The following is a 21,931-nucleotide window of genomic DNA, read 5'->3' on the forward strand; positions in this document are numbered from 1 at the left end:
GATCAAGCCTCCCGCCGCATTCATACAAGAAGCGAAACGCGATAGCCAAACGTTCAACAAAGCGCGAAAACGGCCCCGCCGACGGGTCCGCGGCGCCCTCCCGAAACCCGCCTCAATCGCCCGAACTCCCCCGCACATCAGGCAGGTTGGCCAAAGCCCCCAACCGCGCCCGACCCCGCTGCACCGGACGGCCCCCGCCGCGGCGGCGGGCGAACGGTGCACGGATCGTCACGTCCCCGTGCATCGCCGGAACATCCGCCCGATCGGCGTCCACGTAACCTGCCGGGAGGCTCCACCTCCCCCCCCTGGCCGCCGGCAGCTCCCAGGACCGGGGCGAGAGCACCGCACCGCCGCCGGCCGCCACGCCACCGACCGGCCGCACCTTCACCGCGCGCACACCGGACGGCCCCGCCCGTCCCCACCGGATTCAGGAGAACTTCATGTCCGCCCCCCACCCGCTGTCCGACCCGCAGCCGGAGGCCATCAGCACCGACCTCGAGCTCGACGCCCAGATCGTCCTCGGCGAGCACCAGTCCATCGCCGTACCCGTCCGCCTCGGCTACTGCGCCGACGACCCGTACGCCGTCGCCCTGGAGTTCCTCGGCCAGGCCTCCGAGGCGGGCGTCTGGCAGTTCTCCCGCGACCTGCTCTGGGAAGGCCTGCAGAAGCCCACCGGCCTCGGCGACGTCCGCGTCTGGCCGCCCTGCCCGTGCCACGGCCGCACCGAGCTGCGGATCATGCTCCAGGGCGACGACGGCAGCGTGCTGCTCGACCTGCCGGCCCGCCAGATCCGCCGCTGGCTGCGCCGCGACACCTTCTCCCTCGTCCCGCCCGGCACCGAGGGCACCCGGATCGACTGGGACACCGAACTGCACACCCTGACCGGCTGACCCCCCAAACCCGATGCCTGGGCCTCACCGCGCGGCCCCATCGCGCGGGGCCCGTCGCCCCGGGCCGTCAGCCCTCCGACCGGCCGAGCAGCTGCCACTCGCGCGGCGCCATCCCGTAGGTCGCCCGGAATGCCCGGCTGAAATGACTGGAGTTGACGAAACCCCAGCGCCGGGCGATCCCCGCCACACCTGCCTGCTCGGCCATCGGCCGGCGCAGGTCCCGGCCGCACCGCTCCAGGCGCTGTGCCCGGATCCACGCCCCGACGGTCGCCCCCTCCTGCTGGAACAGCTTGTGCAGGAACCGCAACGAGACGTGATTGGCCTCCGCGATGCCGGACGGCGACAGGTCCGGGTCCCCGAGGTTGCGCAGGATGTGGTCCTTGATCCGCGCCAGCGAGGCGGCGGCATGCGCCTGCGGGGGCCGCTCGCGCCCGCACCGGTCCTCGACCACCAGCGACAGCAGGTCGAGCGCGGTCGCCGCGGCCCGCCGCCCGACCGCCTCGTCCAGCGTCGCCGCCTCGCGGGCCATCCCCGCCAGGTAGGTCGCCGCCAGGGCCGCGCTGCCCTCGGGGGCGAACGCGGTCGCGGTCAGCGCACGCAGATGCCGCTCCTCGACGTCGAGTGCGGCGCGCGGGAAGTGGAAGGACGTGAACACGAAGTCCTCGGCCACCCGCTTGCGGAAGGTCCGGGACGCGTCGGTGATCGAGAACGACCCGGGCCGGATCAACGCCTCCCGCCCGTCCTGCTCCTTGAGCGCGGTGCCGCTCTGCTGGAGGGTCAGGATCAGTGCGGCGGACTCGTCCCGCTCGATCATCCGCCGGGTGCGGGTCGCCGTCTGCGGCGCGGCCCGCACCTGGAGGATCCGCATCGGGCCGAGCCGGTGGCTGGAGATCGTCCCCGGCGCCGGCTCCTCCTCCAGGAACTCCACGGCCATCGGCACGTACGCGGTGGCCACCGCCGCGTGCCACATCTCCGCGTGCTCGGCGGCGGACAGCGGTCCGGTGGGGAGCTCGGCGGACACGGGACGTTCCTCTCGTTCGACGCCGGCCCGTCGGGAGCCGACCCCGAAATCACACCATCTCCGGACGCCCCGGCCCAATTCGCGGCTGCCCCGCGCCGGAGCGCCGGCGGGAGCAGTGCCTCCCGCCGGCGCCCGGCTCACGTCCGTCGGTCGGTCAGAGTGCGGACACCCAGTACCGGTCGAAGGTCATCGTCCCGTTGCCCGAGGCACCGGTGCGGGTGCCGGTCGTGGTGGTGGCCAGGGTGTACCAGGACTCGACGTAGTCCGGGTCGTCGGTCCACCAGGACGACGGCATCGCGTCGATGATCGCGTTGACCAGCGGGATGTACGCGCCCTGGTCGGTGATCGTCAGCAGCACCGCCGCCAGCGCCTTGGCCAGCGAGGAGTAGTTGGTGTTGCCGTCGTCCTCCATCATCACGACGTCGGCCAGGTTGTACTTGTACAGCGACCAGTTCACCAGGATCTGGTTCGGGTAGTACGTCTTGTTCGCGTCGTCCAGGTACGGCATGGTCACGGTGTCGACCCGCACCTTGCCGTCCAGGCCGAAGCCCGTCACCAGGTCGAAGATCTCCGCGGCGCCCTTGAACCAGGGCTCCTTCACGTCCTTGACGGTGACGGCGGTGACGCGGGTGGTCCAGAAACCGGTGGCAGCCGCGGCGGCCGGCGCACTCACCGGCGCCTGCAGACCGGCCGCGGCCAGCTCCTGCCGCAGCACCTTCATCCCGGCCTCGGTGGCCTTGTCGGTGTCCACGTCCACCAGGATCACCGGACGGTCCGGGGCGTGGTCCGCCGCCAGGTTGTACGTCTTGCCGGCGCTGTCGTACGCGACCACCACGGTGGCGTTGTCGTCCGACGGCGAAGAAGCCACCAGCGGCTCCATCCCGTCGACGGCCGCACCGACCAGCCGCGCCTGAAGCAGCGGACCGACCTCCGCGCCGAGACCCTTCGCGTCCGCGACCTGCCGGTCCGCCTTCGCAATGTGCGCACCGAACCCGTTCGCACCGGCCGTCGCCGACCCGGCCGTCAGCCCGCGCAGGCCCACCGCCTTGCCCTGGGCGAGCGCGCCGGAGACCTGGCGCTGCCAGGCCTTGTCACCGAGCGACAGCGCGAGCGACCGCGCCGTACCGTCCTCGATGCCGTCCACGGCCGAGACACGCGTCGCATGCCGCTGGGGGGCGGGGGCCGCGGACGCCAGGCCCGGAGCTGCGGTAACGGCGAGACCGGTCAACGTCAGACCGGTCAACACCGCACGGAACCGCCGTGCAGAGTGCAGGGAGAACATGGGGGAGCCTCCACCTGTGGTGACCGCCCGGGATCCCGGGCAGGCCATGGACGCCGAACCCGGGTCGGTCCGACGTGATGGTTCCTGGAGCGGCACCATGGTGGGGTATCAGGCGTCTACGCGAATAGACCTCGTGCGACCGTCCAGTACGGACCGGTCATGAAGTGTCCGTAATGTCTGTCCCAAATCGTGACCGTGTCTGCTCAAAATCTCCCACCAGCGGCCGCAGAAAACAGGGGCCCCCGCGCCCCGGTTCTCGCTCCCGCCTGCGTTTCGCCCCCGCCGGGACAGGTTCTGCACCGATGATGGGGGCGCCCGTTCAACCGCTGATCCGAGGAGACCGCCCCGTGGCCCAAGAGCCCCTTCCCGAGGCCGAGTTGTGGCTGCTGCTCGGCCGCGCCGTCCAGGACTCCCCGGTGGCGAAGCGGCTGGGCCGGGATTTCGCCGAGGCCTTCGGTTCGCGGTTCGCGGTCGTGTCGACCGACAGCCTGCTGCTGGGCGTGACGGGCGGGAAGCTGAGCCTGTACGACTTGACGGGGCGTCCGGTGACTCCGCCCCGGGTGGCTGTGGTGCGGCTGGCGATGACCTCGCTGAGCAGCGACCGGGAGATCACCCTGCTGCGTCAACTCCAGGCGATGGGAACCGAGTTGATCAACCCACCCGACGCCATCCTGACCTGCGTCAACAAGTTCTGGCAGCTCCAGCGGCTCGCCGAAGCCGGTCTGCCCGTACCGGACACCCGCACCTACACCGACACCCGGCCGGACCGGGCGCTGGTCGGGATCCCGGAGCCGTGCGTAGTGAAGGCGGTGCGCGGCAGTGGCGGCCACCAGGTGTTCCTGGCGCGGGACGCCGCGATGGTGGCGGACGTCCAGGGCTGTCTGCGCCCGGACGTGCCGTTCCTGTTCCAGCGCTACGTCGAGCACTCGCACGGCCGCGACCTGCGGGTGATCGTGGTGGACGGCCGGCCGGTGGCCGTCGGGTTGCGCACGTCCGCCAACGGCCTGATGCAGTCGAACGTTTCGCTCGGCGGCACCGTCGAGCCGTGCCCGGGCCGCTACCCGGTGGCGGAGCAACTCGCGGTGCGGGCCGCCGAGGAGGTCGGTCTGGTGCTGGCCGGTGTCGATCTGCTCTTCGAGGAGGACGGCACCTTCACCGTGTGCGAGGTGAACGCCAACGTCCGCTGGGGCGCGCGGGTCACTCAGGTGACCGACGCCCTGATCGCCGCCTGCGCGGGCAGGTTGACGTAGCGTCAGATTCGGTAGGCAGCGACATAGCGCGCCGGGTCGCCGTCCCAGCGCGCCAGGGTCTGTGCGGCGAAGGTCCGGCCGGTGGCGACGATCTCGTCGAGCGGGTCGAGGTAGCCGGGCACGTGCGGGGGTTCGAGTCCGGCGGCGACCCTGGCGTCGAGGCCGGCCCGGGCGAGGCGGAGCAGTTCGGCGGCGAGTGGGCGGACGGGGGTGTCGCCGAGGCGGGTGTCGAGGCCGTGGACGGGGAGTCGGTTGCGAGCGGCGCGGTGTTCGGCGGCGCTGTGGTGGCCGGTCAACTCCCAGGCGGCGTCGCAGGATTGGCGGTGGTAGGTGAGGCCGGTCCAGAGCGCGGGCAGGGCGGCGAGGTGGGGGTGGGGCGGGCCGTCGGCGCCGCGCAGTTCGAGGGTGTGGCGGACGCGGGTGTCGGTCCAGAGCTGGTCGAGGTGGGCGGCCCAGCGCCGACGGGCGTCGTCGAGGCCGTGGCGGAGCAGGTCGGCGAAGGTGCCGTCGGGGGCGCGGTGGTAGTGGCCGTCGCGGGTGCGGTAGTGGATCAGCGGGATGCCGAGCGCCCAGTCGACGATGTCGTCGGCGGCGACGTCGGGCCGCAGCGCGGGCGGCAGCAGGCCGGCCCGGCGGGGGTCCATTCGCAGCCAGGCCCAGGAACGGTGGGACAGCAGTCCGCACGGACGGCCTTCGTGGAGTGGCGAGTTGACGAGCAGGGCGGAGATCACGGGGGCGACGGCGGTCTGCATCCGCAGTTTCCGGGTGAAGTCCTCGGGGCCGAGGAAGTCGAGGGTGGCCTGGGTGGACAGCGACAGCCCCATCACGTGCGGGGCGCGGGCCCCGCCGGGGCCGAGGTCGGCGAAGTACTGGCGCATCAGGGCGCCGCGGGACATCGGTACCCATTCGACGTCGGCGAGCCGGCCGAAGGGCAGGTTGCCTCCGGGGACGAGGGCCAGGCCGAAGCCGGCGGCGAGGTCGGCGAGCCGGGCCAGCGCGGCGCGGACTTCGTCCATGGTCTTGCCGACGCCGGGGCCGGGGGTGGAGGAGTACTCGATCTGCCCGCCGTGTTCGAGCGTGACGGTGCTGCCGTCGGGCAGCCGGACGCCCGTCAGGCAGTCGCCGTCCAACTCCGGTTCGCCGCCCCAGTGCTGGAGCACCGCCTCCAGCAGAGTCCGCACTCCGCGCGGGCCGGAGTAGCGGGCGCCGATGCCGGTGGCGGGGTCGAGCAGGCCGCACTCGACCTCGACGCCGACCTGCTCGGTGGCGCCGGCGGGCGGCGTCAGCGGGGCGAGCAGCCGCGCCCGGTCCATCACGGAGCGGTCCGTCACGGGGCGCTCACCGGGGCGGCCGTGCGGGCCTGCCCGGCGTGGTCGAGCAGGGCGACGACGGCGCCGAGCGCGGACTGCGCGGCGCCCTGGCACCAGGCGTGCGCGCCGGACAGGTGCTCGCCGGCGAAGAAGATCCGCGGCCGGTTCGCGGGGTGCGGCGCGCCGAGCACCGACAGGTAGCGGGTGTGTTCGCCGGGGGTGAGGTGGGCGAACGCGCCGCCGCCCATGCCGGTCTGGACGTCCCAGTTGCAGTGCACGATGTCGTCGACGTCGCCGGTGATGCCGGGGTGCAGTTTCTCCAGGCACTCCAGCACCAGCGCCTCCCGGTCGGCCTGTTCGAGCGCGGCGAACCGGCGCGCGTTGGCCCCCCACAGGTAGGCGCCGAGCAGCGCGGCGGGTTCGGCGGAGCGCAGCCGGTCGAGGGCGCCCCAGCGGGGGGTGCCGGAGCCGTTGACGCCACCGTCGGTGCGCACCGCGTTGTCGGACGGGTACCAGCACTGCTGGATCGGCAGGTCGGTGAAGCTGCCGCCGCCGTGGATGCCGTCCTCGATCTCCCAGCGGCGGCGGGTCACGTGCAGCACGGTCTTGGCGCTGGACGCGTAGCTGATGCCGCGCACCGCGTGGCGCTGGGCGTGCGGCAGGCCGGGGGTGACGGTGATCTGGTCGAGCGCGGGGGCGGGGATGCAGCAGACCACGAAGTCGGCGCGGTCGTCGATCCGGCTGCCGATCCGCCGCCCGCGCACCTTTACGCCGTCGGCGCGCAGCGTGAGTTCGTCGATCCGGGTGGACAGCCGCAGGGTGCCGGGGCGCAGCGAGCGGACGAAGGCGTGCGCCAGGGAGTCCATGCCGTCGGTGAGTTCGACCTGGCCGCGGTGGAACAGGCCGAAGTAGTCGACGAGGACTTCCAGCAGCGAGGACTGCTCGTAGTGGGCGAGGCCGCTGGCGTGGCCGAACAGATCCCAGGCGTCCTGCGAGAGGTGCTGGTGGACGAACTGCCACAGCGAGACCGAGGCGGCTCGCTCCAGGGCCGGGTCGTCCCAGCGGCCGTCCAGTGCGCGGCGCTGCTGTTCGACGGTGAGGGCCCGCCAGACGGGGGCGAGGACGCGTTCCAGCAGGGCGGACGGGGCGTGGCGTTCCTCGGGGCGGAGAGCGAAGGCGGGGAACAGCGAGGCGACTTCGCGGACCCGGACCCGGCTGCCACGCAGGTGGTAGTAGGCCTGCGGGTTGGTGTTGACGAAGGGCCGGGTGGCCAGCCGGAACCGTTCCACGTAGTGCAGGACGCAGTGGTGGTTGGCGGGGATCCGCATCGCGCCGAGGTCGGCGTGCGTGCCGTCCCAGAACCGGTGGGTACGGATCCGTCCGCCGGGCCGGTTGCCGCGTTCGTACACCGTCACGTCGAATCCGCGCCGCTGGAGCTCGTACGCGCACACCAGGCCGGCGATGCCGGCGCCGATCACGACCACTCGGCCGCCGGGTCCGGCGGTCGGTGTCAGCAGGGCGCGGGGGAACGCAAAACTGGTGTCGAACATCGGGGCCCCTTCGGTTCGCGAACCGCGCGGCGCCCTGTCCTGCCCTGCTCGCACCCTCCCGTGCCCGGACGTCGCCGCGTCTTCGGAACACGCTGCCACCGGCCCGGCCGGTTCGCATCCGCACCGCCGGCCGGCCCCCCACCGGCCGCCGGTCAGGCCCTTACTTCAGGGAGGGTTCCTGCTTGCGCTGGAGCCAGTAGCCCGCGAGCGACACGACCACGGTGAGGGCCAGGGCCAGCAGGGCGTCCACCCGGGACTCGGCGAGGACGATCATCACCGCGTACAGGCCGAGCAGGGCGAGCAGGACGGCCCAGGTGAGGCCGGGGAACAGCCAGACGGCGGTGCCCTCGGCGGGGCGGCGGCCGTCGGCGCGGTCGTGGCGGCCGAGCACCAGGTGGGCGGCGGCGATGCCGATCCAGGTGACGTAGACGGTGTCGCCGGTGATGTCGACGAGTCGGCTGAAGGCGTCCGTCGGGTGGACCACCTCGAGCACCAGGCAGGCCGCCGCGAGCGCGGAGGTGAACAGGATCGCCGTGTGCGGGGCGCCGCGGCGGGAGATCCGGGCGAACAGCGACGGCGCGTCCTTGTCGCGGGCCAGCGCGAACAGCATCCGGGAGCTCGCGTAGACCTGCGAGTTCATGGTGGAGAGCATCGCCGCGAACAGCACCACGTTCAGCACGGTGGACGCGCCGGGCATGCCGAGGTGGTCCAGGGTGGCGGCGAACGGGCTGTCGCCGACGGCGGCGCTGTTCCACGGGAGCAGCAGCACCACGACGGACAGTGAGCCGAGGTAGAACACGGTGACCCGCCACATGATGGTGCGGGTGCTATTGCGGATCGCGGCGGCGGCGTCCTCGGCCTCACCGGCGGCGATCGTGACGATCTCGGTGCCGGAGAAGGAGAACATCGCGCCGGAGGTGGCGATGACGATCCCGCTGAAGCCCATCGGCAGGAAGCCGCCCTGGCCGAGCAGGTTGTCGGTGCCGGGTGCGGGCGTGCCGGGCAGCAGGCCGGACACGGCGACCAGGCCGACGCCGATGAACAGGGCGATCACGGCGACCTTCACCCAGACCACCCAGAACTCCATCTCGCCGTAGGCGCGGACGGAGCCGAGGTTGACGGCGGTCACCACGACCAGCATCAGCACGGCGATCAGCCAGACCGGCATGGCGGGGATCCAGCCGTGCACGATCTTCCCGGCGGCGATCGACTCGATGCACATGCCGAGCGGCCAGCCCACCCAGTAAATCCAGCCGCTGGCGAAGCCGGCCCAGCGGCCGAACGCCAGGCGGCCGTACACCGCGAAGGCGCCGGTGTCGGGGCGGGTCACCGACATCTCGGCGAGCATCCGCATCACCACGATGACGATGCCGGCGGTCAGCGCGTAGGAGATCAGCACGCCCGGGCCGGCCTGCTGGATGCTCACGCCGGAGCCGACGAACAGCCCGGCGCCGACCGCGCCGCCGATGCTGATCATGGTCATGTGGCGGCTGAGCAGGCTCCGCGACAGCTGTGCCCCGCCGGCCGCGACGGCCGTGTCGTGGGCGTCCTCGAGCAGCTGCGCCTCGGTGTTCTCTCTTACCTCGCTCACGACCGCAGCTCCACTCCGTGCCGGGCCTCCACCTGGTTCAGCAGCGCGCGGAACAGCGGCAGTCGCAGCTCCTCCACGGGCTCCAGCGCCTCCGGGTGCCACTGGACGCCGACCGTCCAGGCCGCGTCCGCGTCGCCGGTCAGCTCGACGGCCTCCACGCAGCCGTCGTCGGCCCGGGCCGAGACCGTCAGGCCCTCGCCGACCCGGTCGACCGCCTGGTGGTGCCCGGACGCGATGTCGATCCGGTCGCGGCCGAACGCCTCGGCGACCGCGCTGCCCGCCTCCAGCGAGACCTCGTGGGTGGCCCACTCGACCCCGGCCTGCGGGTTGTGCGTGACGTCGGTCGGCGCCATGTCCACGTGCAGGGTGCCGCCGCGGACGATGTTGAGCAGCTGCATGCCGCGGCAGATGCCGAGCATCGGGCGGCCATTGTCGAGCGCGTACCGCAGCACGGCCTCGTCCAGCCGGTCCTGCACGGGGTTGACGTCGTACAGCGACGGGTGGTTCGCGTCCTCGCCGTACAGCGCCGGGTCGACGTCCCCGCCGCCGGGCACCACGAAGCCGGCACACTCGGCCAGTTCGGCGCCCGACGGGTTGCCCTCGGCGTCCGGCCGGAGCAGGACCGGGCGCGCGCCGGCGGCCCGGATCAGGTCGACGACCTGCTCGAAGATCGCGTTGGCCTCGCCGATGCGCACGTCGGCGCCAGGAGCGTCGCCGTCGCTGAGACGGACGGGTATCCCGATGAGGGGTTCCGGGTGATCGGTGACGCTCATAAGCTCTCCATGAACAGCTTGCGGATGAGATCCGAAATCTAGAAGATAGATTTCATGGATGGCAAGGGGTGGACCCAACACATCGAGCCGGTGCGCGCCGCAGGGGCGGCCGAGGCCATCGCGCGACGGCTCGGCGAGCTGATCGGCGCACGGATCCTGGTCGGCGGTGACCGCCTGCCACCCGAGAAGACCCTGGCCGAACTGTTCGGCGTCGCCGTGATGACCGTCCGGCACTCGATGGCGGTCCTCCGCGAGGACGGCCTGATCGAAACCCGCCGCGGCCGCGGCGCCGGCACCTTCGTCGTCCCCGACATCCTCACCCGGATCGGCGAACTGACCGCCCTCCACCCCTACACCCGCGCCGATATCGAAGAACTGACGGCCTGGCGGATCGCCATCTCCGGCGAAGCCTCCGCCCGCGCCGCACTACGCGCCTCCGACGCCGGCCTGGCCCGGATGCGCGAACTCGAGGACGCCGCCGACGCCGTCGTCGCCGACTCCGAGGCCTACCGCACCGCCGACGCCGGCCTCCACCTGTACATCGCCGAACTCTCCGGCTCCAGGCGCCTGCTGGAAGCCGAACAGGGCATCCAGCACGAACTGACCCGCCTCCTCGCCGGCCACCCCGGCGGCACCGAATCCCGCAGCACCCCCTCCCAACGCCACCGCGCCCTCGCCGCCGCCATCGAGGCCCGCGACCCGTCCCGCGCCCGCAAACAGTTCACCATCCACGCGGAGGCCACCGCCGACCTCTGCCTCCCCTTCGTCCAGGAGCCGGCCGAGTCCTGAACTCCCGCCGGGTTCAGGAGCCGGCCGAGCCCTGAACTCCCAGGCCATGAACTCCGGCCGGGGTCAGGGGAATTCGATTGCCCGGTGGCGCCGAGCCGGTCGCCCGGCGCCCACAGTCCGCTGTGGTCGCGAACCAGCAGCAGCCGGGACGGGTCCGCCCGCCAGTCGTCGAGCATCCGTCCCCCATCCGGGACCCGGGCCGGCTCCATCACCCGCCGGCTGCCACGCCGCTGCTCCCCACGGCCGTGCCCCGCGGATTGGCCAGTCAGCACCACGCCCCCCGCGACGAAGCTCTTCCTCGCCTACCCCACCGCCTGATGGCGCGAGACCGGCGTGGCCGGCGGCCGCAGCACCAGCGACCTACCGAACCGTCAACTCCGGTACTGGCACGCGCCGCAGAACCACGACCCCGCCGCCCTGCTGACCGACTATGCCGACGGCCCGTCCCACCCCATTGGCCCCCGGCCTCACCTCAACTCGCCTCCCACCCCCATGAGTTCGCCGTCCACCTTGGTATCCACCCACCCCGTGCAGTCGTGCGCGTGTATCGTTCACGCACGCAACACGGTTCGCACAATTACCTCCACGGGCAAAATGCCCGTTCCACCACGTTTCTGGGGGGGATATTCCCATGCGCTCCATCCGCCTGCTGGCCGCCACCGCGGCTCTCGCCACCACCGCGCTCGGCCTCGGCTCCACCACCGCGTCTGCGACCGTGACACCGAAGATGCCGTGTTTCGGCGGTGTCCAGAACCACCCCGAACTCGCCACCACCTGGCCGGGATTCCCCACCGAGCTGGTCAAGGGCGGCCCGGCCGTGGAGTCGACCGTCACCTTCCAGAACTCTGTGGACCACGAGGTCAAGGACTTCCAGACCTCGCTCTACGTCGCCTACCTGAGCGGCGCGTTGCCGGCCGGCTCCTTCGCCGTCGAGCTCAAGGCTCCCGGCGGTGAGTGGACGAAGGTCGACTTCGGCACCGGTGACTTCTCTTCCATCATCAATTCCGGGACGTACCAGCTCCCGAAGGATGCCTCGCTGACGCTCGCACTCCGTATCGCGGCCACCGCCACGGCGCCCGCCGGGACCTACCAGGCCATGGAGAGCGGCGGGTCGGCGCTCCTGGAGGACGACAGCGACACGTTCGTTCCATTGGACCCGGCCGAGCAGAAGCCTGCGTCCAACCAGAACGGCACCGGGGTCTGCACGCAGTTCGTCGGATACGCGTTCCACGGCTTCGCCGTGGTGGACAGCGCCACAACGGCCACTCCGCCGGCCATGCAGGCCGCCCGCACGGGGCGCTGAGCTCGCCGAGACCGGCGCACGCGACACGGCGCGGATCGCCGTCGGCGGTACCGCGATCCTGATGCTCGGCGCCGGGGCGACCGTCGCCGGAGCCGGCACAGGAGCCGCAGCGCCTACGGCTCCAGCCGGGGATCGTCGATGCCGACGGTGACAACCCCGGGCGGGTAGAGCTCCGGGTCGGCCGTCAGGATCAGGTGCTGTTGCGGGCGCGCCGGGGTGGGCAGACTCGCGGCGATCGCGTGCGCCAGGCCCTGGCTCCCGTAGCCGTCACGGACCATCGTCGCCACCAGCACGGCGGTACTCGCGTCGAGCGGCGCGAGCATCCGCCGTGGCGATGCCGTAGACCCTCCGCAACAGGTCCGGTCCCTGGTCCAGCTCCGCGTCGGTGAGGGTCATCCCGAAGTGCTCGCGCAGCAGCTGGCGGCCCTCGGCCACCCGCTCGGCGATCTGCTCCGCAGTGGGTTGCTCGATCGTCGCATCAGCCATTCCGCGAACTTACACCGGCGGCGTACCGCATGGGCCAGGTCGGCCTAGAAGCCCAGCGGTGTGTACGTGGACATCGTCTGCGCGAACGCCTGCCCGTCGGCGGGTGCGGCGGCGACCGGGAAGGTGGTGACCACGCTGCCGTTGGCGGGTGCGATGCCGAGGTATTCGCCCAGCATGCGGCCCTGGTTGGTGTCGGGCATGCGGGTGAGGGGCATGGCGTCGGCGAGTGGGGTGGTGCGTTTCTTCCAGGTGCGGCCGCCGTCGGTGGAGGAGAGGTACTTGACCGAGACGGCGCCGTTCCAGAGGTCGTTGTAGACGATGGCGAAGCGGCCGGGGTTGAGCGGGTCGGCCGTGATCGACGGGGCGAACTGGTTGCTGGCGGCGCACAGGGCGGTGTCGGGGCAGGTGTCGATCTCGGTGACCGTCCAGTTCTGGCCGTCCGTCGAGGTGGCCTGGACGAGGTTGTTCCAGGCGCAGCCGGTCGCAGTGCGGCAGCCGTGCCAGACGGCGTTGATGCGGCCGGTGCTGTCGGTGTCGGCGGAGACCACGGAGACGTCGCGCAGGCCCGGGACGTCGTACTGGCTGCCGCTGCTGATCGGTACCGGGCCGGTCCAGGCGGTGCCGCCGCCGGTCATCGTGAAGGAGCTGACGCGGCCGGCCAGCCCGTACAGGACGACCAGGGTGCCGTCCGGGCGGACCACCGGGAAGCTTCCGTTGGCGGACGGTCGGGGGCCGTTGAGTGGCGTCCAACTCAGGCCGCCGTCAACGGACTTGGCGAGTTCGACCTGGTAGCCGGCGAGCTTGGTGACGGTCAGGTAGCAGGTGCCGTAGGAGGGGCTGGAGGCCCAGTTGTCGCAGGCGATCCACTCCTTGTCCCAGGCGCCGCCGTCGTTGCCGATCGCCCAGGTGGGGGCGGACCAGTGACTGCCGGCGTCGGTGGAGCGGTTGACCATGATGCCGCGGCCGTCGCCCCCGTCGAAGACCAGGCTGCCGACCATCCAGGTGTCGTGCCGGGCGCTGTCCGCCACCACCGGGTCGCTGGCGCGTTCGTGGGTGCCGCCGGCGGCGACGGTGAGGCCGGGCAGGGCGCCGGACGTCCAGTTGAGTCCGCCGTCGCGGGAGGCGGCGAAGCCGGTGTTGGTCGAGCCGCCGCTGTAGCCCCGGCCGACCTGGTAGGCGCTGACGACGGTGCCGCCCCAGCCGAAGCTGTCCGCCTCGACGGCGGCCGAGTGCTGGGTGTCGGCGTTGCTGTAGGGGTCCGTGCCGACGGTGTAGAGGCCGGCGGTGAAGGTGCGGCACCCCAGGGACGTCTCGGCTGCCCGGCGCGGTGCGCCGCCGTAGACGTTGACGGCGGCAAGGCAGATGGTCTGCGGGCCTGCCGGAGCGGCCGGCAGCGTCTGCGAGAAGCCGTGGGCGCCGACGTCGGGGCGGTAGGTGTTGGCGGTGAACGTCTGAACCAGCGTGCCGTTGCGGCGAACCCTGACCTGCACCGGTCCGGTCGTGTCGGGGTCGGCGGCCCAACCCGCCACCACGACGCCACCGTTGGCGCCGTACATCGCGTCGAGCCAGCCCTCGGCGGCCCGGTCGGGCTCCGGCGGGTCCGGCTGCTCGAAGCAGATCGGCGGCGGATCGGGCTGGTCGCAGAACGGGGACGCCTGCGCGCGGCCCGGTGCGACGAGGACGGATGCGACGGCGGCGACGCCGGTCAGCAGCAGAGCCACCGACCGGCCCGCGGCCAGGAATCGTCTGGACAACTTGACCCCCTGGGTTTCCAGTTGCGGTACCCCAGAGGGTGGCAAGCGCGAGTAAATGCTCCGTCAACACCGAATAGGCGTCCGGAACCGCCTCTGTGGGAAGATCCGCAGGTGAGTGCCATATCGACGCCCAGTAAGCCGGTCCAGCTGTGCGCGGCCCCCGGCTGTTCGCAGCCCACCGCGTACCGCACCCGCTCCCGCGACGCCTGGTGCGACGACCACATCACCGGAATCCTGCGCGCCGGCGGCCTGGAGCCGCTCGAGCCCTTCGCGAAGCCGACGGCCTGGCGGCTGACCAGGTGCCTCAACTGCGGCTGCGAGGCGCACTACCGCCTCGAGTACACGCTGGAGAAGAACAAGGAAGGCGAGGCGACCTGCCGGGCCTGCTACTGGCGGCAGTGGGCGCTGGACGTCCGCCGCAACCAGGGCCCGTACGTGGACCTGACGCCCGTTCCGGTCGAGCAGGCGCGCGCCCACGCCGAGCAGCACGGCTACGAGCACCTGGCCGCGCTGACCGAACCGTCGCTGGAGGGCGACCCCCACCACGTCCGCTGCCGCTACTGCGGGCGGCAGGCCGCCGAGCGGATGGGCGACATCGCGTTCGGCTGCCGGTGCGGGACCAACCCGAGCCGGGCCCGGCAGACTTCGAACGCGCCGGGCGAGAAGAAGCGGGACCTGCTCAAGGACTCGGGGCTGCCCGTGCTCGACTGGTGGGACCACGAGGCCAATGACGCCGCGCAGTGGGAGACCGTCACCGTCACCGCCGTGCGCGAGGTGGCCTGGCACTGCCCCGACTGCGACCTGCGGTTCCGGGCCCGGGTCAGCGACATGCTGCACAGCCGGCGGTGCCCGGCCTGCGAGCCGAAGCGCCGGGCCGAACGGGACGCCGAGCTGGCCCGGCTGAAGGTGACGCCGGTCGCCGACATACCCGAGCTCCTCGAAGCGTGGGCCGACGAGGAGGACCCGCGCACGGTGTGCGTCGCCGGCGACCACTGGCTGCGCCGCTTCCGCTGCCCGCAGGGCCACCACCCCCGGGTGACCCCGCTGCGGTACCTGGAGTCGGGCTGCCCGTCCTGCCGGAGCCTGAAGACCGCCGCCGCCCGCAAGGAGGCCGAGGCCCTCGAGGCGGCCCCGTTCCGGCTGAGCCCGGAGCTCGCCGGCCAGTGGCACCCGACCCGCAACGGCCGCACCAGCCTGGCCAAGATCTCGCCCAAGTCGCGCCGCACCGTCTGGTGGCAGGACCCGGTCTGCGGCCACGAGTGGCAGGACACGCCCGAGCAGCGCGAAAAGGGACATCGACTGCGCTGCCCCGAGTGCCGCACCATCCTCGACTCGCTGGCCTTCCACTTCCCCGACCTCGCCGCCGAGTGGTCGCCCGCCAACCCGCTCTCCCCCTGGCAGGTCCGCCCCACCGCGCAGACCCTGTTCATCCCCGTCTGGACCTGCCCCGGCGGGCACACCTGGCAGGCGCCGCTCGCCTCCCGCACCAACGGCAGCGGCTGCCCGGAGTGCCGCGAGCACGGCAAGTCGCAGGTGGAGCTGAGCCACCACGCGGCCGCGGAACGGGTCTTCGGCACCGCCTCGTCCGGCCGGACCGTACGTCACGCCGCCTTCGTCCGGCGCAACAGCTGGTCCGTCGACATCACGGTCGACCTCCCCGACGGCCGCACCCTCGCCATCGAGTACGACGGCGCCTACTGGCACGCCGACAAGACCGCCCTCGACACCGACAAGTCCCGCGACCTGCTCGCCGCCGGCCACCTGGTCGCCCGCCTCCGCGAACACCCGCTCCCACCACTGCCCGTCGACCACCCGGGCTACGCCGAGTTCACCGTCCACTCGAGCGCCCCGCGCCCGGACGAGGTCATCGAGCGGGTGAAGAACTGGGCGCTCGCCGAGCGGAGTTGAGAATGCCGGGATGCCGGAGGGCCGGGCCGCGTTCCGCGCGCCCGTACAATGCGACACCGAACTGCCGCGGGTCGGCCCGCGGCTTCCGATGACGAAACGGACGGAGGGAGCACCCGTGCCCAGCCAACGGTCCATCAACGAGGCGGAGCGGCTCGTCGGGGCGAAGCTCGGCGGCATCCCCGTCCGGGCGGAGCGGATGGCGGCGGTGGCCAACATCTACCGGGCCGCGTCCGCGGTGCGGCAGCATCTGGAGAACTCGGTGCTGCGCGGCTCGGACCTGACCTGGACCGCGTTCGTGGTGCTCTGGGTGGTGTGGGTGTGGGGCGAGTCCGAGACGCGGCGGGTGGCCGAGGAGGCGGGCATCTCCAAGGGCACGCTGACCGGGGTGTCGCGGACGCTGGAGTCGCGCGGCCTGCTGCGGCGGGTCGACCATCCCACCGACGGCAGGCTGGTGCTGCTCGCGCTCACCGCGGAGGGCGAGGAGTTCATGCGCGAGGTGTTCCCGGCGTTCAACGAGGAAGAGTCGTTCGTCACCGCGCAGTTGAGCGACGAGGAGTGCCACAGCCTGGCCGACGGGCTGCGCCGGGTGGTGCTCCAGGTCGAGGAGCACGGCGAGGACCGGCGCCGGTCGCTGCTGAACGGCGAGGAGCCGGCCCCGCGCCGCAGCGGCCGGCGTCCTCGCGGCTGACGACTCAGCAAGCCTCCCGGACCAGCGCGTCGAAGATCGACTGCTGCGCCGCGTCCTGGTGCGCGGTGTCCTCCGGGTGCCACTGCACGGCCACCAACCACCCTTCGTGACCGGCGAGTTCGAGCGCCTCGACGGTTCCGTCGGCGGCCCGGGCGGTGACGGTCAGGCCCTCCCCCGGCTTGTCCACGTGCTGGTGGTGGTAGCAGGACGCCTCCACGACGTCCGCGCCGGTGGTCGAAAGAAGCGCGGAGCCGGGGGCGAGCGAGACCGGGTGGCGCAGGTGGCGGTGTTCGTGGTCGGGGCCGCCCATGTCCTGGTGCAGGGTGCCGCCGAGCGCGGTGTTGACCACCTGGAGTCCGCGGCAGATCGCCAGCACCGGCAGCCTCAAGTCGATGGCGGCCCGGGCGAGTTCGAGGTCGAAGGCGTCCTGTTCGTCGTCCACGTCGTACACGGCCTCGTGCACGTCGGCGCAGCCGTAGCGGTGCGGCGCGAGGTCCCCGCCGCCGGGCAGCAGCAGCCCGTCGAAGCGCTCGAGCCGCTCCCGCACCTCGGCGGGGTCGGCGACGCCGCCGGGCGCGTGCGGGTGCAGGGTGGCGGGTTCGCCGCCGGCCCGCCAGACGGCCTCGATCAGGGCGCGGGCGTTGACCTCGGCGGCGTACCGCAGCGCGGAGGTGCTGGCGGCGAAGCGGGCGGGTATCGCGATCAGCGGGCGGTGGCTCAAAGCTGGATCCAGGTGGTCTTGAGTTCGGTGTACTTCTCCAGCGCGTGCGCGGACTTGTCGCGCCCGTTGCCGGACTGCTTCATGCCGCCGAAGGGCACGGTGAGGTCGCCCTCCTCGTAGCAGTTGACCCAGACGGTGCCGGCCTTGAGGCTGCGGGAGACCAGGTGGGCGGTGGACAGGTCGGAGGTCCACAGGCCGGCCGCGAGGCCGTACTCGGTGGCGTTGGCGAGGGCGACGGCCTCGTCGAGGTCGTCGAAGGCGAGGACGGAGAGGACGGGGCCGAAGACCTCCTCGCGGGCGAGGCGGCTGCCGGGGGCGACCTGGTCGAAGACGGTGGGTTCCAGGTACGAGCCGCCGGAGGAGGCCAGGGTGCGGGCGCCGCCCGCACGGAGCCGGGCGCCGTCGGCGAGCGCGGTGCCGACGTGGTCGAGCACCCGGCCGAGGTGGCTCTCGCCGACCAGGGCGCCCATCTCGGTGGCGGGGTCGAGCGGGTCGCCGACCCGCAGCGCGCGGGCGCGGGCCACCACGGCCTCGGTGACCTGTTCGGCGATGGAGCGGTGCACCAGCAACCGGGAGGGCGCGGTGCACATCTCGCCCTGGTTGAAGAAGATGCCCCAGGCGGCGGTGGCGGCGGCCCGGTCGAGGTCGGGGGCGTCGGGGAGGATGATGTTGGGCGACTTGCCGCCGAGTTCCAGCCAGACCCGCTTGAGGTTGGAGTCGGCGGAGTAGTGCAGGAATTGGCGTCCGACGGCGGTGGAGCCGGTGAAGGCGAGCACGTCGACGTCCGCGTGCAGGCCGAGGGCCCGGCCGGCCACCGGGCCGTTGCCGGCGACGATGTTGAGCACGCCCGGCGGCAGTCCGGCCTCCAGGCCGATCCGGCCGAGCAGCAGCGCGGACAGCGGCGAGTTCTCGGAGGGCTTGAGCACCACGGTGCAGCCGGCGGCCAGGGCCGGCGCGATCTTCCAACCGGCCAGCGTGAGCGGGAAGTTCCAGGGGACGACGGCGCCGACCACACCGGCGGGCTCGCGGGTGACGAGCGCCAGGGCGTCGGACGCGGTGTGCGGAGCCTCGTCGGTGAGCTTGTCGGCGAGTCCGCCGTACCAGCGGAAGGTGTTGATGGCGGCGCGCAGTTCGATGTCGTGCGCGTCGGTGACGGGCTTGCCCATCTCCAGGCTGACGGTGAGCGCGAGTTCGACCCGGTGCTGTTCCAGCAGGTCGGCGAAGCGCAGCAGCACCCGTCCGCGCTCGGTCGGGGAGAGCCGGGGCCAGGGGCCGCGGTCGAAGGCCCGGCGGGCGGCGGCGACGGCCGCGTCCACCTCGGCCTCACCGGCGTCGGCGACCTGGGCGAGCACCCGGCCGTCGCGGGGCGACACCACGGCGAACGTCCCGCCGCCGCCGGCCTCGTCGGCGCCGTCGATCAGGTGCGTGGTGACGGGGCGCAGTGCCTCGGCCCGGCGCAGCCAGTCCTCGTAGGTCATGCGGTCCTCCAGGAGCGGGGGCGCGCACCCGACAACTGCCGGGTGCGCGCCGCAGGTTGAATCAGGTGAGTGAACGCCGTTGCCGGATCCGCTGGTTGACCACCCCGGCCGCGAGCACCACGGGCACCGACAGCACCAGCCAGAGGGCGGTGCTCAGTTGGCCGCCGATCAGGGTGGTGAAGTTGGCCAGGATCAGCCAGATGGCGCCGGCGATGCCGAGTGCGCCCAGCACCGGGGCGATCAGGGTGTTCCACAGCCGGGTGTCGACCTGCTTGCGGCGGAAGAACACCACCACGGAGACCGAGGTCAGCAGGTAGAGCAGCATCATGGCGAGGACGGCGAGGCCGCTGAACCAGGAGAACAGGGTGAGCACCGGGTCCTGCCCGGCGATCGCGAACGGCACGACCAGCAGCGCGGCGATGGCGGTCTGCACCCGGCCGGCGACGGCGAGGGCGTGCTTGCCGTTCAACCGGCAGAGCGCGGCGGGGAGTTGGCCGTCGCGACCGAGGCAGAACAGGTAGCGGCTGGCGGAGTTGTGGAAGGTGAGGACGCCGGCGAACAGCGAGGTGGCGAGCAGCACCGGCAGCACGCCGTTCACCCAGCCGCCGAACAGGTCGGCGATGGGCGCGAACACGAACCCGGCGGAGTCGCCAGCGGCCAGCGCCGAGTTGGCCGCGTCGGGGGCCTTGGAGGCGCCGTGCGCGGAGATCAGCGACCAGGAGGTGAGAGCGAAGAATCCGGTGACCACCAGCACCGAGAGGTAGGTGGCGCGCGGAACGGTCTTCTTGGGCTCGCGGGCCTCCTCGCCGTAGATGGCGGTGGCCTCGAAGCCGAACATGGACGCCAGGGCGAACATCACGGCGATGCCGGGCGCGCCCTGGAGAGCAGCCGACGGGGAGAAGCTCTCGGCCAGCCCGAGCCCTTCGGGGCCGCCGCCCTTGAACAGCGTGACCAGGCTGAACACCAGCAGGATGCTGAACTCGGCGAGCACGAACGCGGCGAGCACCTTGGCGCCCATCTCGATGCCCGCGGCGCCGAGTGCCTGCACCACGGCCATGGTGACCAGGGTGTAGACCCACCAGGGCAGGTCGACCGAGGTGTTGTCGGCGACCAGCGAGCTGACGATGGAGCCGTACAGGCCGTACATGCCGGCCTGGATGACGCAGTAGGAGAACAGCGCGACGCTCGCGCCGCCCGCGCCGGCGGTCCGGCCGAGGCCGGTGCCGATATAGGTGTAGAAGGCGCCGGCGTCGACGACGTGCCGCCCCATCGCGATGAAGCCGACGGAGAACAGCAGGACCACGGCGCCGGCCACCACGTAGGCGGCGGGGGTGCCGGAGCCGTTGCCGATGGCGACGGAGATCGGGGCGGCGCCGGCGATGCCGGTCAGCGGCGCCTGGCCGGACAGGACGAAGAAGAGGATGCCCAGGACGCCGAGGGCGTTGGGCTTGAGGGTGGCACTGGTGGGGGCGTGCCGCACGGTCCGTTCACGGGAAGCCGTCTGACTGTCCACACGGATCACCTGCCAGATCGAAGTGGGGGGAATCGTTTCAGGTCAAACGAGTTGCCTCATCGTGGAGGCAGGCGATCCGTTTGGCAAGGGTTTCGCACCGCTCCCGCGGTAACGGTTTGAAGCAGGCCGCGCAGGTCAGCGGTCCGCCAAGCCCTCCAGCAGGGCGCGGAGTTCGGACAGCGCGTCCTCGGTGGCCGCCCGCTCGCCGAACACCAGCTGATGCAGCACCAGGCCCTCCAGCGCGGCGAACACCAGCCGGGACAGGCCGGGGCTCACCGGCTCGGGCAGCAGGCGGCCCAGCTCGCGCCGGCTGGCCTCGAAGTACTCCTCGTACAGCCCGCGCAGGTGCGCCAGCAGCTCCGGACGGCGGCGCGCCTCCAGCAGCAACTCGTACTGGAACACCTGGAGTTCGGGCCCGGCCTCGACCATGTCGGCCAGGCCGGTGGCGAACTCCGCCGGGCTCTCCGCGCCGGACTCCAGGGCGCTGCTGCTGATCGAGGAGCGGACGGCGTGCGCCACCGCCTCCTCGATCAGCGCGTCGCGCGAGCCGAAGTGGTGCACGACCAGGCCGTGGGTGACCCCGGCCTCCTCCGCGACGGCCCGGTAGGTGAGGTTGCGCAAGCCCCCCCGGGCCACCACCCGCACCGCCGCCTCCAGCAGCGCGGTGCGGCCCGTCCCGTAGTTCTTCACGCGCTTGCGGGTGGCGGGCTTCGCGGAAGGCAGCTGGTCGGGGTCGTTCATGGCCGTGACCCTACCGGGAGGCACCGGTTCAGCGCTTCGGAGGCCGGATGCCGCGGAACTCCCAGTCCCCGCCCAGCGCGGTGGACAGCACCTCCTCCGACTCGGTGGGCTGCGCGCCCACGTCGGTGCGGATCGCCGTCGGGCCGGTGACGATGTGATTGGTCAGCTTGCCGAGGCCCTCGACCTCCACCTCGACGACGTCACCCGGCTGGACGGGGCGGGAGTTGGCGGGGGTGCCGGAGAGCAGCACGTCGCCGGGGTACAGGGTGATGGTGCGGGCGATGTCGGCGACCAGGTAGTGCATGTCCCAGGTCATCTCGTCGGTGGAGCCGTCCTGCACCACCTCGCCGTTGACGTAGGTGCGCAGCTTCTTCCCGCGGAAGTCCCAGTCGGTGACCAGGCCGGGGCCGAGCGGGCACAGCGTGTCGGCGCCCTTGACGCGCAGCATCGAGCCGGCGTCGGTGTCCCGGAAGTCGTGCAAGCCGTAGTCGTTGGCGACGGTGTAGCCCGCGATGTAGCCACCCGCCTCCTCGGGGGAGATGTTGCGCGCGGTCTTCCCGATGACGATGGCCACCTCGCCCTCGTAGTTGAGCCACTTGCAGCCCTCGGGGCGGACGATGGCGCCGCCGTGCGAGTTCAGCGAGGAGGTGGGCTTGTGGAAGTAGGTGGGGGTGTCGGTCAGGTTGATCTGGAACTCGTCCACCCGGCTGCGGTGGTTGAGGTGGACGGCGATCACCTTGGACGGCACCACGGGCGGCAGGTGGTGGGCGTCGGCGATGGCGACCCGGCGGCCGTCACCGGCGACCAGCTCGTCGCCGTCGCGGACGGTCTCGACGACGGCGCCGTCGAGGAGGATGCGGCGGTACTCGGGCACGGTGGGGCC

General features: G+C 72.3%; 20 protein-coding genes. 6 read left to right on the top strand and 14 right to left on the bottom strand.

The features are described 5' to 3' along the window. The first annotated feature begins 440 nt into the window (after positions 1 to 440). Positions 441 to 890 (top strand): SsgA family sporulation/cell division regulator, encoded by a 450-nt coding sequence (locus tag ACFYS8_RS05260; protein WP_387635977.1) that lies wholly within the window; start codon positions 441 to 443, stop codon positions 888 to 890. A 67-nt stretch (positions 891 to 957) separates the two neighbouring features. On the opposite strand, the gene ACFYS8_RS05265 is transcribed toward ACFYS8_RS05260, so the two are convergent. Together ACFYS8_RS05265 and ACFYS8_RS05270 are read right to left on the bottom strand one after the other, a co-directional pair. Next, positions 958 to 1,911 (bottom strand): helix-turn-helix domain-containing protein, encoded by a 954-nt coding sequence (locus ACFYS8_RS05265; RefSeq protein WP_387635979.1) that lies wholly within the window; start codon positions 1,909 to 1,911, stop codon positions 958 to 960. Positions 1,912 to 2,065: 154 nt separating this feature from the next. Further along, a complete protein-coding gene (locus ACFYS8_RS05270) occupies positions 2,066 to 3,055 on the bottom strand; it encodes a DUF3103 family protein (protein WP_387635982.1) in 990 nt (329 codons plus the stop codon). Positions 3,056 to 3,540: 485 nt separating this feature from the next. On the opposite strand from ACFYS8_RS05270, the gene ACFYS8_RS05275 reads away from it, so the two are divergent. Further along, positions 3,541 to 4,443 carry a RimK family alpha-L-glutamate ligase gene (locus tag ACFYS8_RS05275; RefSeq protein WP_387635984.1) on the top strand — a complete coding sequence of 301 codons (903 nt, stop codon included), beginning with the start codon at positions 3,541 to 3,543 and terminating at the stop codon, positions 4,441 to 4,443. 2 nt (positions 4,444 to 4,445) lie between these two features. On the opposite strand, the gene ACFYS8_RS05280 is transcribed toward ACFYS8_RS05275, so the two are convergent. The 4 genes from ACFYS8_RS05280 to ACFYS8_RS05295 form a co-directional block, all read right to left on the bottom strand. Next, positions 4,446 to 5,774, bottom strand: a complete 1,329-nt coding sequence (locus ACFYS8_RS05280) for a glutamate-cysteine ligase family protein (RefSeq protein WP_387635987.1) — start codon at positions 5,772 to 5,774, stop codon at positions 4,446 to 4,448. After that, the gene (locus ACFYS8_RS05285; protein WP_387635990.1) at positions 5,771 to 7,303 is read right to left on the bottom strand and encodes a flavin monoamine oxidase family protein; all 1,533 of its coding nucleotides are present in this window, start codon (positions 7,301 to 7,303) and stop codon (positions 5,771 to 5,773) included. Before ACFYS8_RS05285 ends, ACFYS8_RS05280 begins: the two co-directional genes overlap by 4 nt. A gap of 160 nt (positions 7,304 to 7,463) precedes the next feature. Beyond that, positions 7,464 to 8,894: an amino acid permease gene (locus ACFYS8_RS05290; RefSeq protein ID WP_387635992.1), complete on the bottom strand. Its 1,431-nt coding sequence runs from the start codon at positions 8,892 to 8,894 to the stop codon at positions 7,464 to 7,466. Continuing rightward, a complete protein-coding gene (locus ACFYS8_RS05295; protein ID WP_387635994.1) occupies positions 8,891 to 9,667 on the bottom strand; it encodes a gamma-glutamyl-gamma-aminobutyrate hydrolase family protein in 777 nt (258 codons plus the stop codon). The genes ACFYS8_RS05290 and ACFYS8_RS05295 overlap by 4 nt, the downstream gene beginning before the upstream one ends. Positions 9,668 to 9,721: 54 nt before the next feature. On the opposite strand from ACFYS8_RS05295, the gene ACFYS8_RS05300 reads away from it, so the two are divergent. After that, on the top strand, positions 9,722 to 10,456 hold the full coding sequence (locus tag ACFYS8_RS05300) for a FadR/GntR family transcriptional regulator (RefSeq protein WP_387635997.1): 735 nt from the start codon (positions 9,722 to 9,724) through the stop codon (positions 10,454 to 10,456). A 631-nt stretch (positions 10,457 to 11,087) separates the two neighbouring features. Then, positions 11,088 to 11,759, top strand: coding sequence for a hypothetical protein (locus ACFYS8_RS05305; protein ID WP_387635999.1), 672 nt, complete (start codon positions 11,088 to 11,090; stop codon positions 11,757 to 11,759). A gap of 113 nt (positions 11,760 to 11,872) precedes the next feature. Here the strand turns inward: ACFYS8_RS05305 and ACFYS8_RS05310 are convergent, their stop codons facing one another. From ACFYS8_RS05310 to ACFYS8_RS05320, 3 genes are read right to left on the bottom strand one after another with little or no spacing between them, the layout of a single operon-like run. Beyond that, a complete protein-coding gene (locus ACFYS8_RS05310; RefSeq protein WP_387636002.1) occupies positions 11,873 to 12,046 on the bottom strand; it encodes a hypothetical protein in 174 nt (57 codons plus the stop codon). Further along, positions 12,027 to 12,245, bottom strand: coding sequence for a hypothetical protein (locus ACFYS8_RS05315; protein WP_387636004.1), 219 nt, complete (start codon positions 12,243 to 12,245; stop codon positions 12,027 to 12,029). The genes ACFYS8_RS05310 and ACFYS8_RS05315 overlap by 20 nt, the downstream gene beginning before the upstream one ends. A gap of 44 nt (positions 12,246 to 12,289) precedes the next feature. After that, positions 12,290 to 13,999, bottom strand: a complete 1,710-nt coding sequence (locus ACFYS8_RS05320) for a sialidase family protein (protein WP_387636006.1) — start codon at positions 13,997 to 13,999, stop codon at positions 12,290 to 12,292. A 111-nt stretch (positions 14,000 to 14,110) separates the two neighbouring features. Here ACFYS8_RS05320 and ACFYS8_RS05325 point away from each other — a divergent pair, with 111 nt between their 5' ends. Both ACFYS8_RS05325 and ACFYS8_RS05330 read left to right on the top strand, forming a co-directional pair. Further along, positions 14,111 to 15,907 carry a zinc-ribbon domain-containing protein gene (locus tag ACFYS8_RS05325; RefSeq protein ID WP_387636008.1) on the top strand — a complete coding sequence of 599 codons (1,797 nt, stop codon included), beginning with the start codon at positions 14,111 to 14,113 and terminating at the stop codon, positions 15,905 to 15,907. Between the two features lie 115 nt (positions 15,908 to 16,022). Then, the gene (locus ACFYS8_RS05330) at positions 16,023 to 16,595 is read left to right on the top strand and encodes a MarR family winged helix-turn-helix transcriptional regulator (protein WP_387636010.1); all 573 of its coding nucleotides are present in this window, start codon (positions 16,023 to 16,025) and stop codon (positions 16,593 to 16,595) included. A gap of 4 nt (positions 16,596 to 16,599) precedes the next feature. Here ACFYS8_RS05330 and ACFYS8_RS05335 read toward each other — a convergent pair whose 3' ends face one another. The 5 genes from ACFYS8_RS05335 to ACFYS8_RS05355 all read right to left on the bottom strand — a co-directional run bounded on the left by ACFYS8_RS05335 (position 16,600) and on the right by ACFYS8_RS05355 (position 21,922). Further along, positions 16,600 to 17,316 carry a gamma-glutamyl-gamma-aminobutyrate hydrolase family protein gene (locus ACFYS8_RS05335; protein ID WP_387636012.1) on the bottom strand — a complete coding sequence of 239 codons (717 nt, stop codon included), beginning with the start codon at positions 17,314 to 17,316 and terminating at the stop codon, positions 16,600 to 16,602. Then, positions 17,313 to 18,794: an aldehyde dehydrogenase gene (locus ACFYS8_RS05340; RefSeq protein ID WP_387636014.1), complete on the bottom strand. Its 1,482-nt coding sequence runs from the start codon at positions 18,792 to 18,794 to the stop codon at positions 17,313 to 17,315. Before ACFYS8_RS05340 ends, ACFYS8_RS05335 begins: the two co-directional genes overlap by 4 nt. Positions 18,795 to 18,855: 61 nt before the next feature. Next, a complete protein-coding gene (locus ACFYS8_RS05345; protein WP_387636017.1) occupies positions 18,856 to 20,307 on the bottom strand; it encodes an APC family permease in 1,452 nt (483 codons plus the stop codon). A gap of 135 nt (positions 20,308 to 20,442) precedes the next feature. Next, positions 20,443 to 21,048 carry a TetR/AcrR family transcriptional regulator gene (locus ACFYS8_RS05350; protein WP_387636019.1) on the bottom strand — a complete coding sequence of 202 codons (606 nt, stop codon included), beginning with the start codon at positions 21,046 to 21,048 and terminating at the stop codon, positions 20,443 to 20,445. Between the two features lie 28 nt (positions 21,049 to 21,076). Further along, positions 21,077 to 21,922 (bottom strand): fumarylacetoacetate hydrolase family protein, encoded by an 846-nt coding sequence (locus tag ACFYS8_RS05355; protein WP_387636021.1) that lies wholly within the window; start codon positions 21,920 to 21,922, stop codon positions 21,077 to 21,079. Positions 21,923 to 21,931: the final 9 nt, after the last annotated feature.

The organism is Kitasatospora sp. NPDC004615, from assembly GCF_042873545.1.
Lineage (GTDB): Bacteria > Actinomycetota > Actinomycetes > Streptomycetales > Streptomycetaceae > Kitasatospora.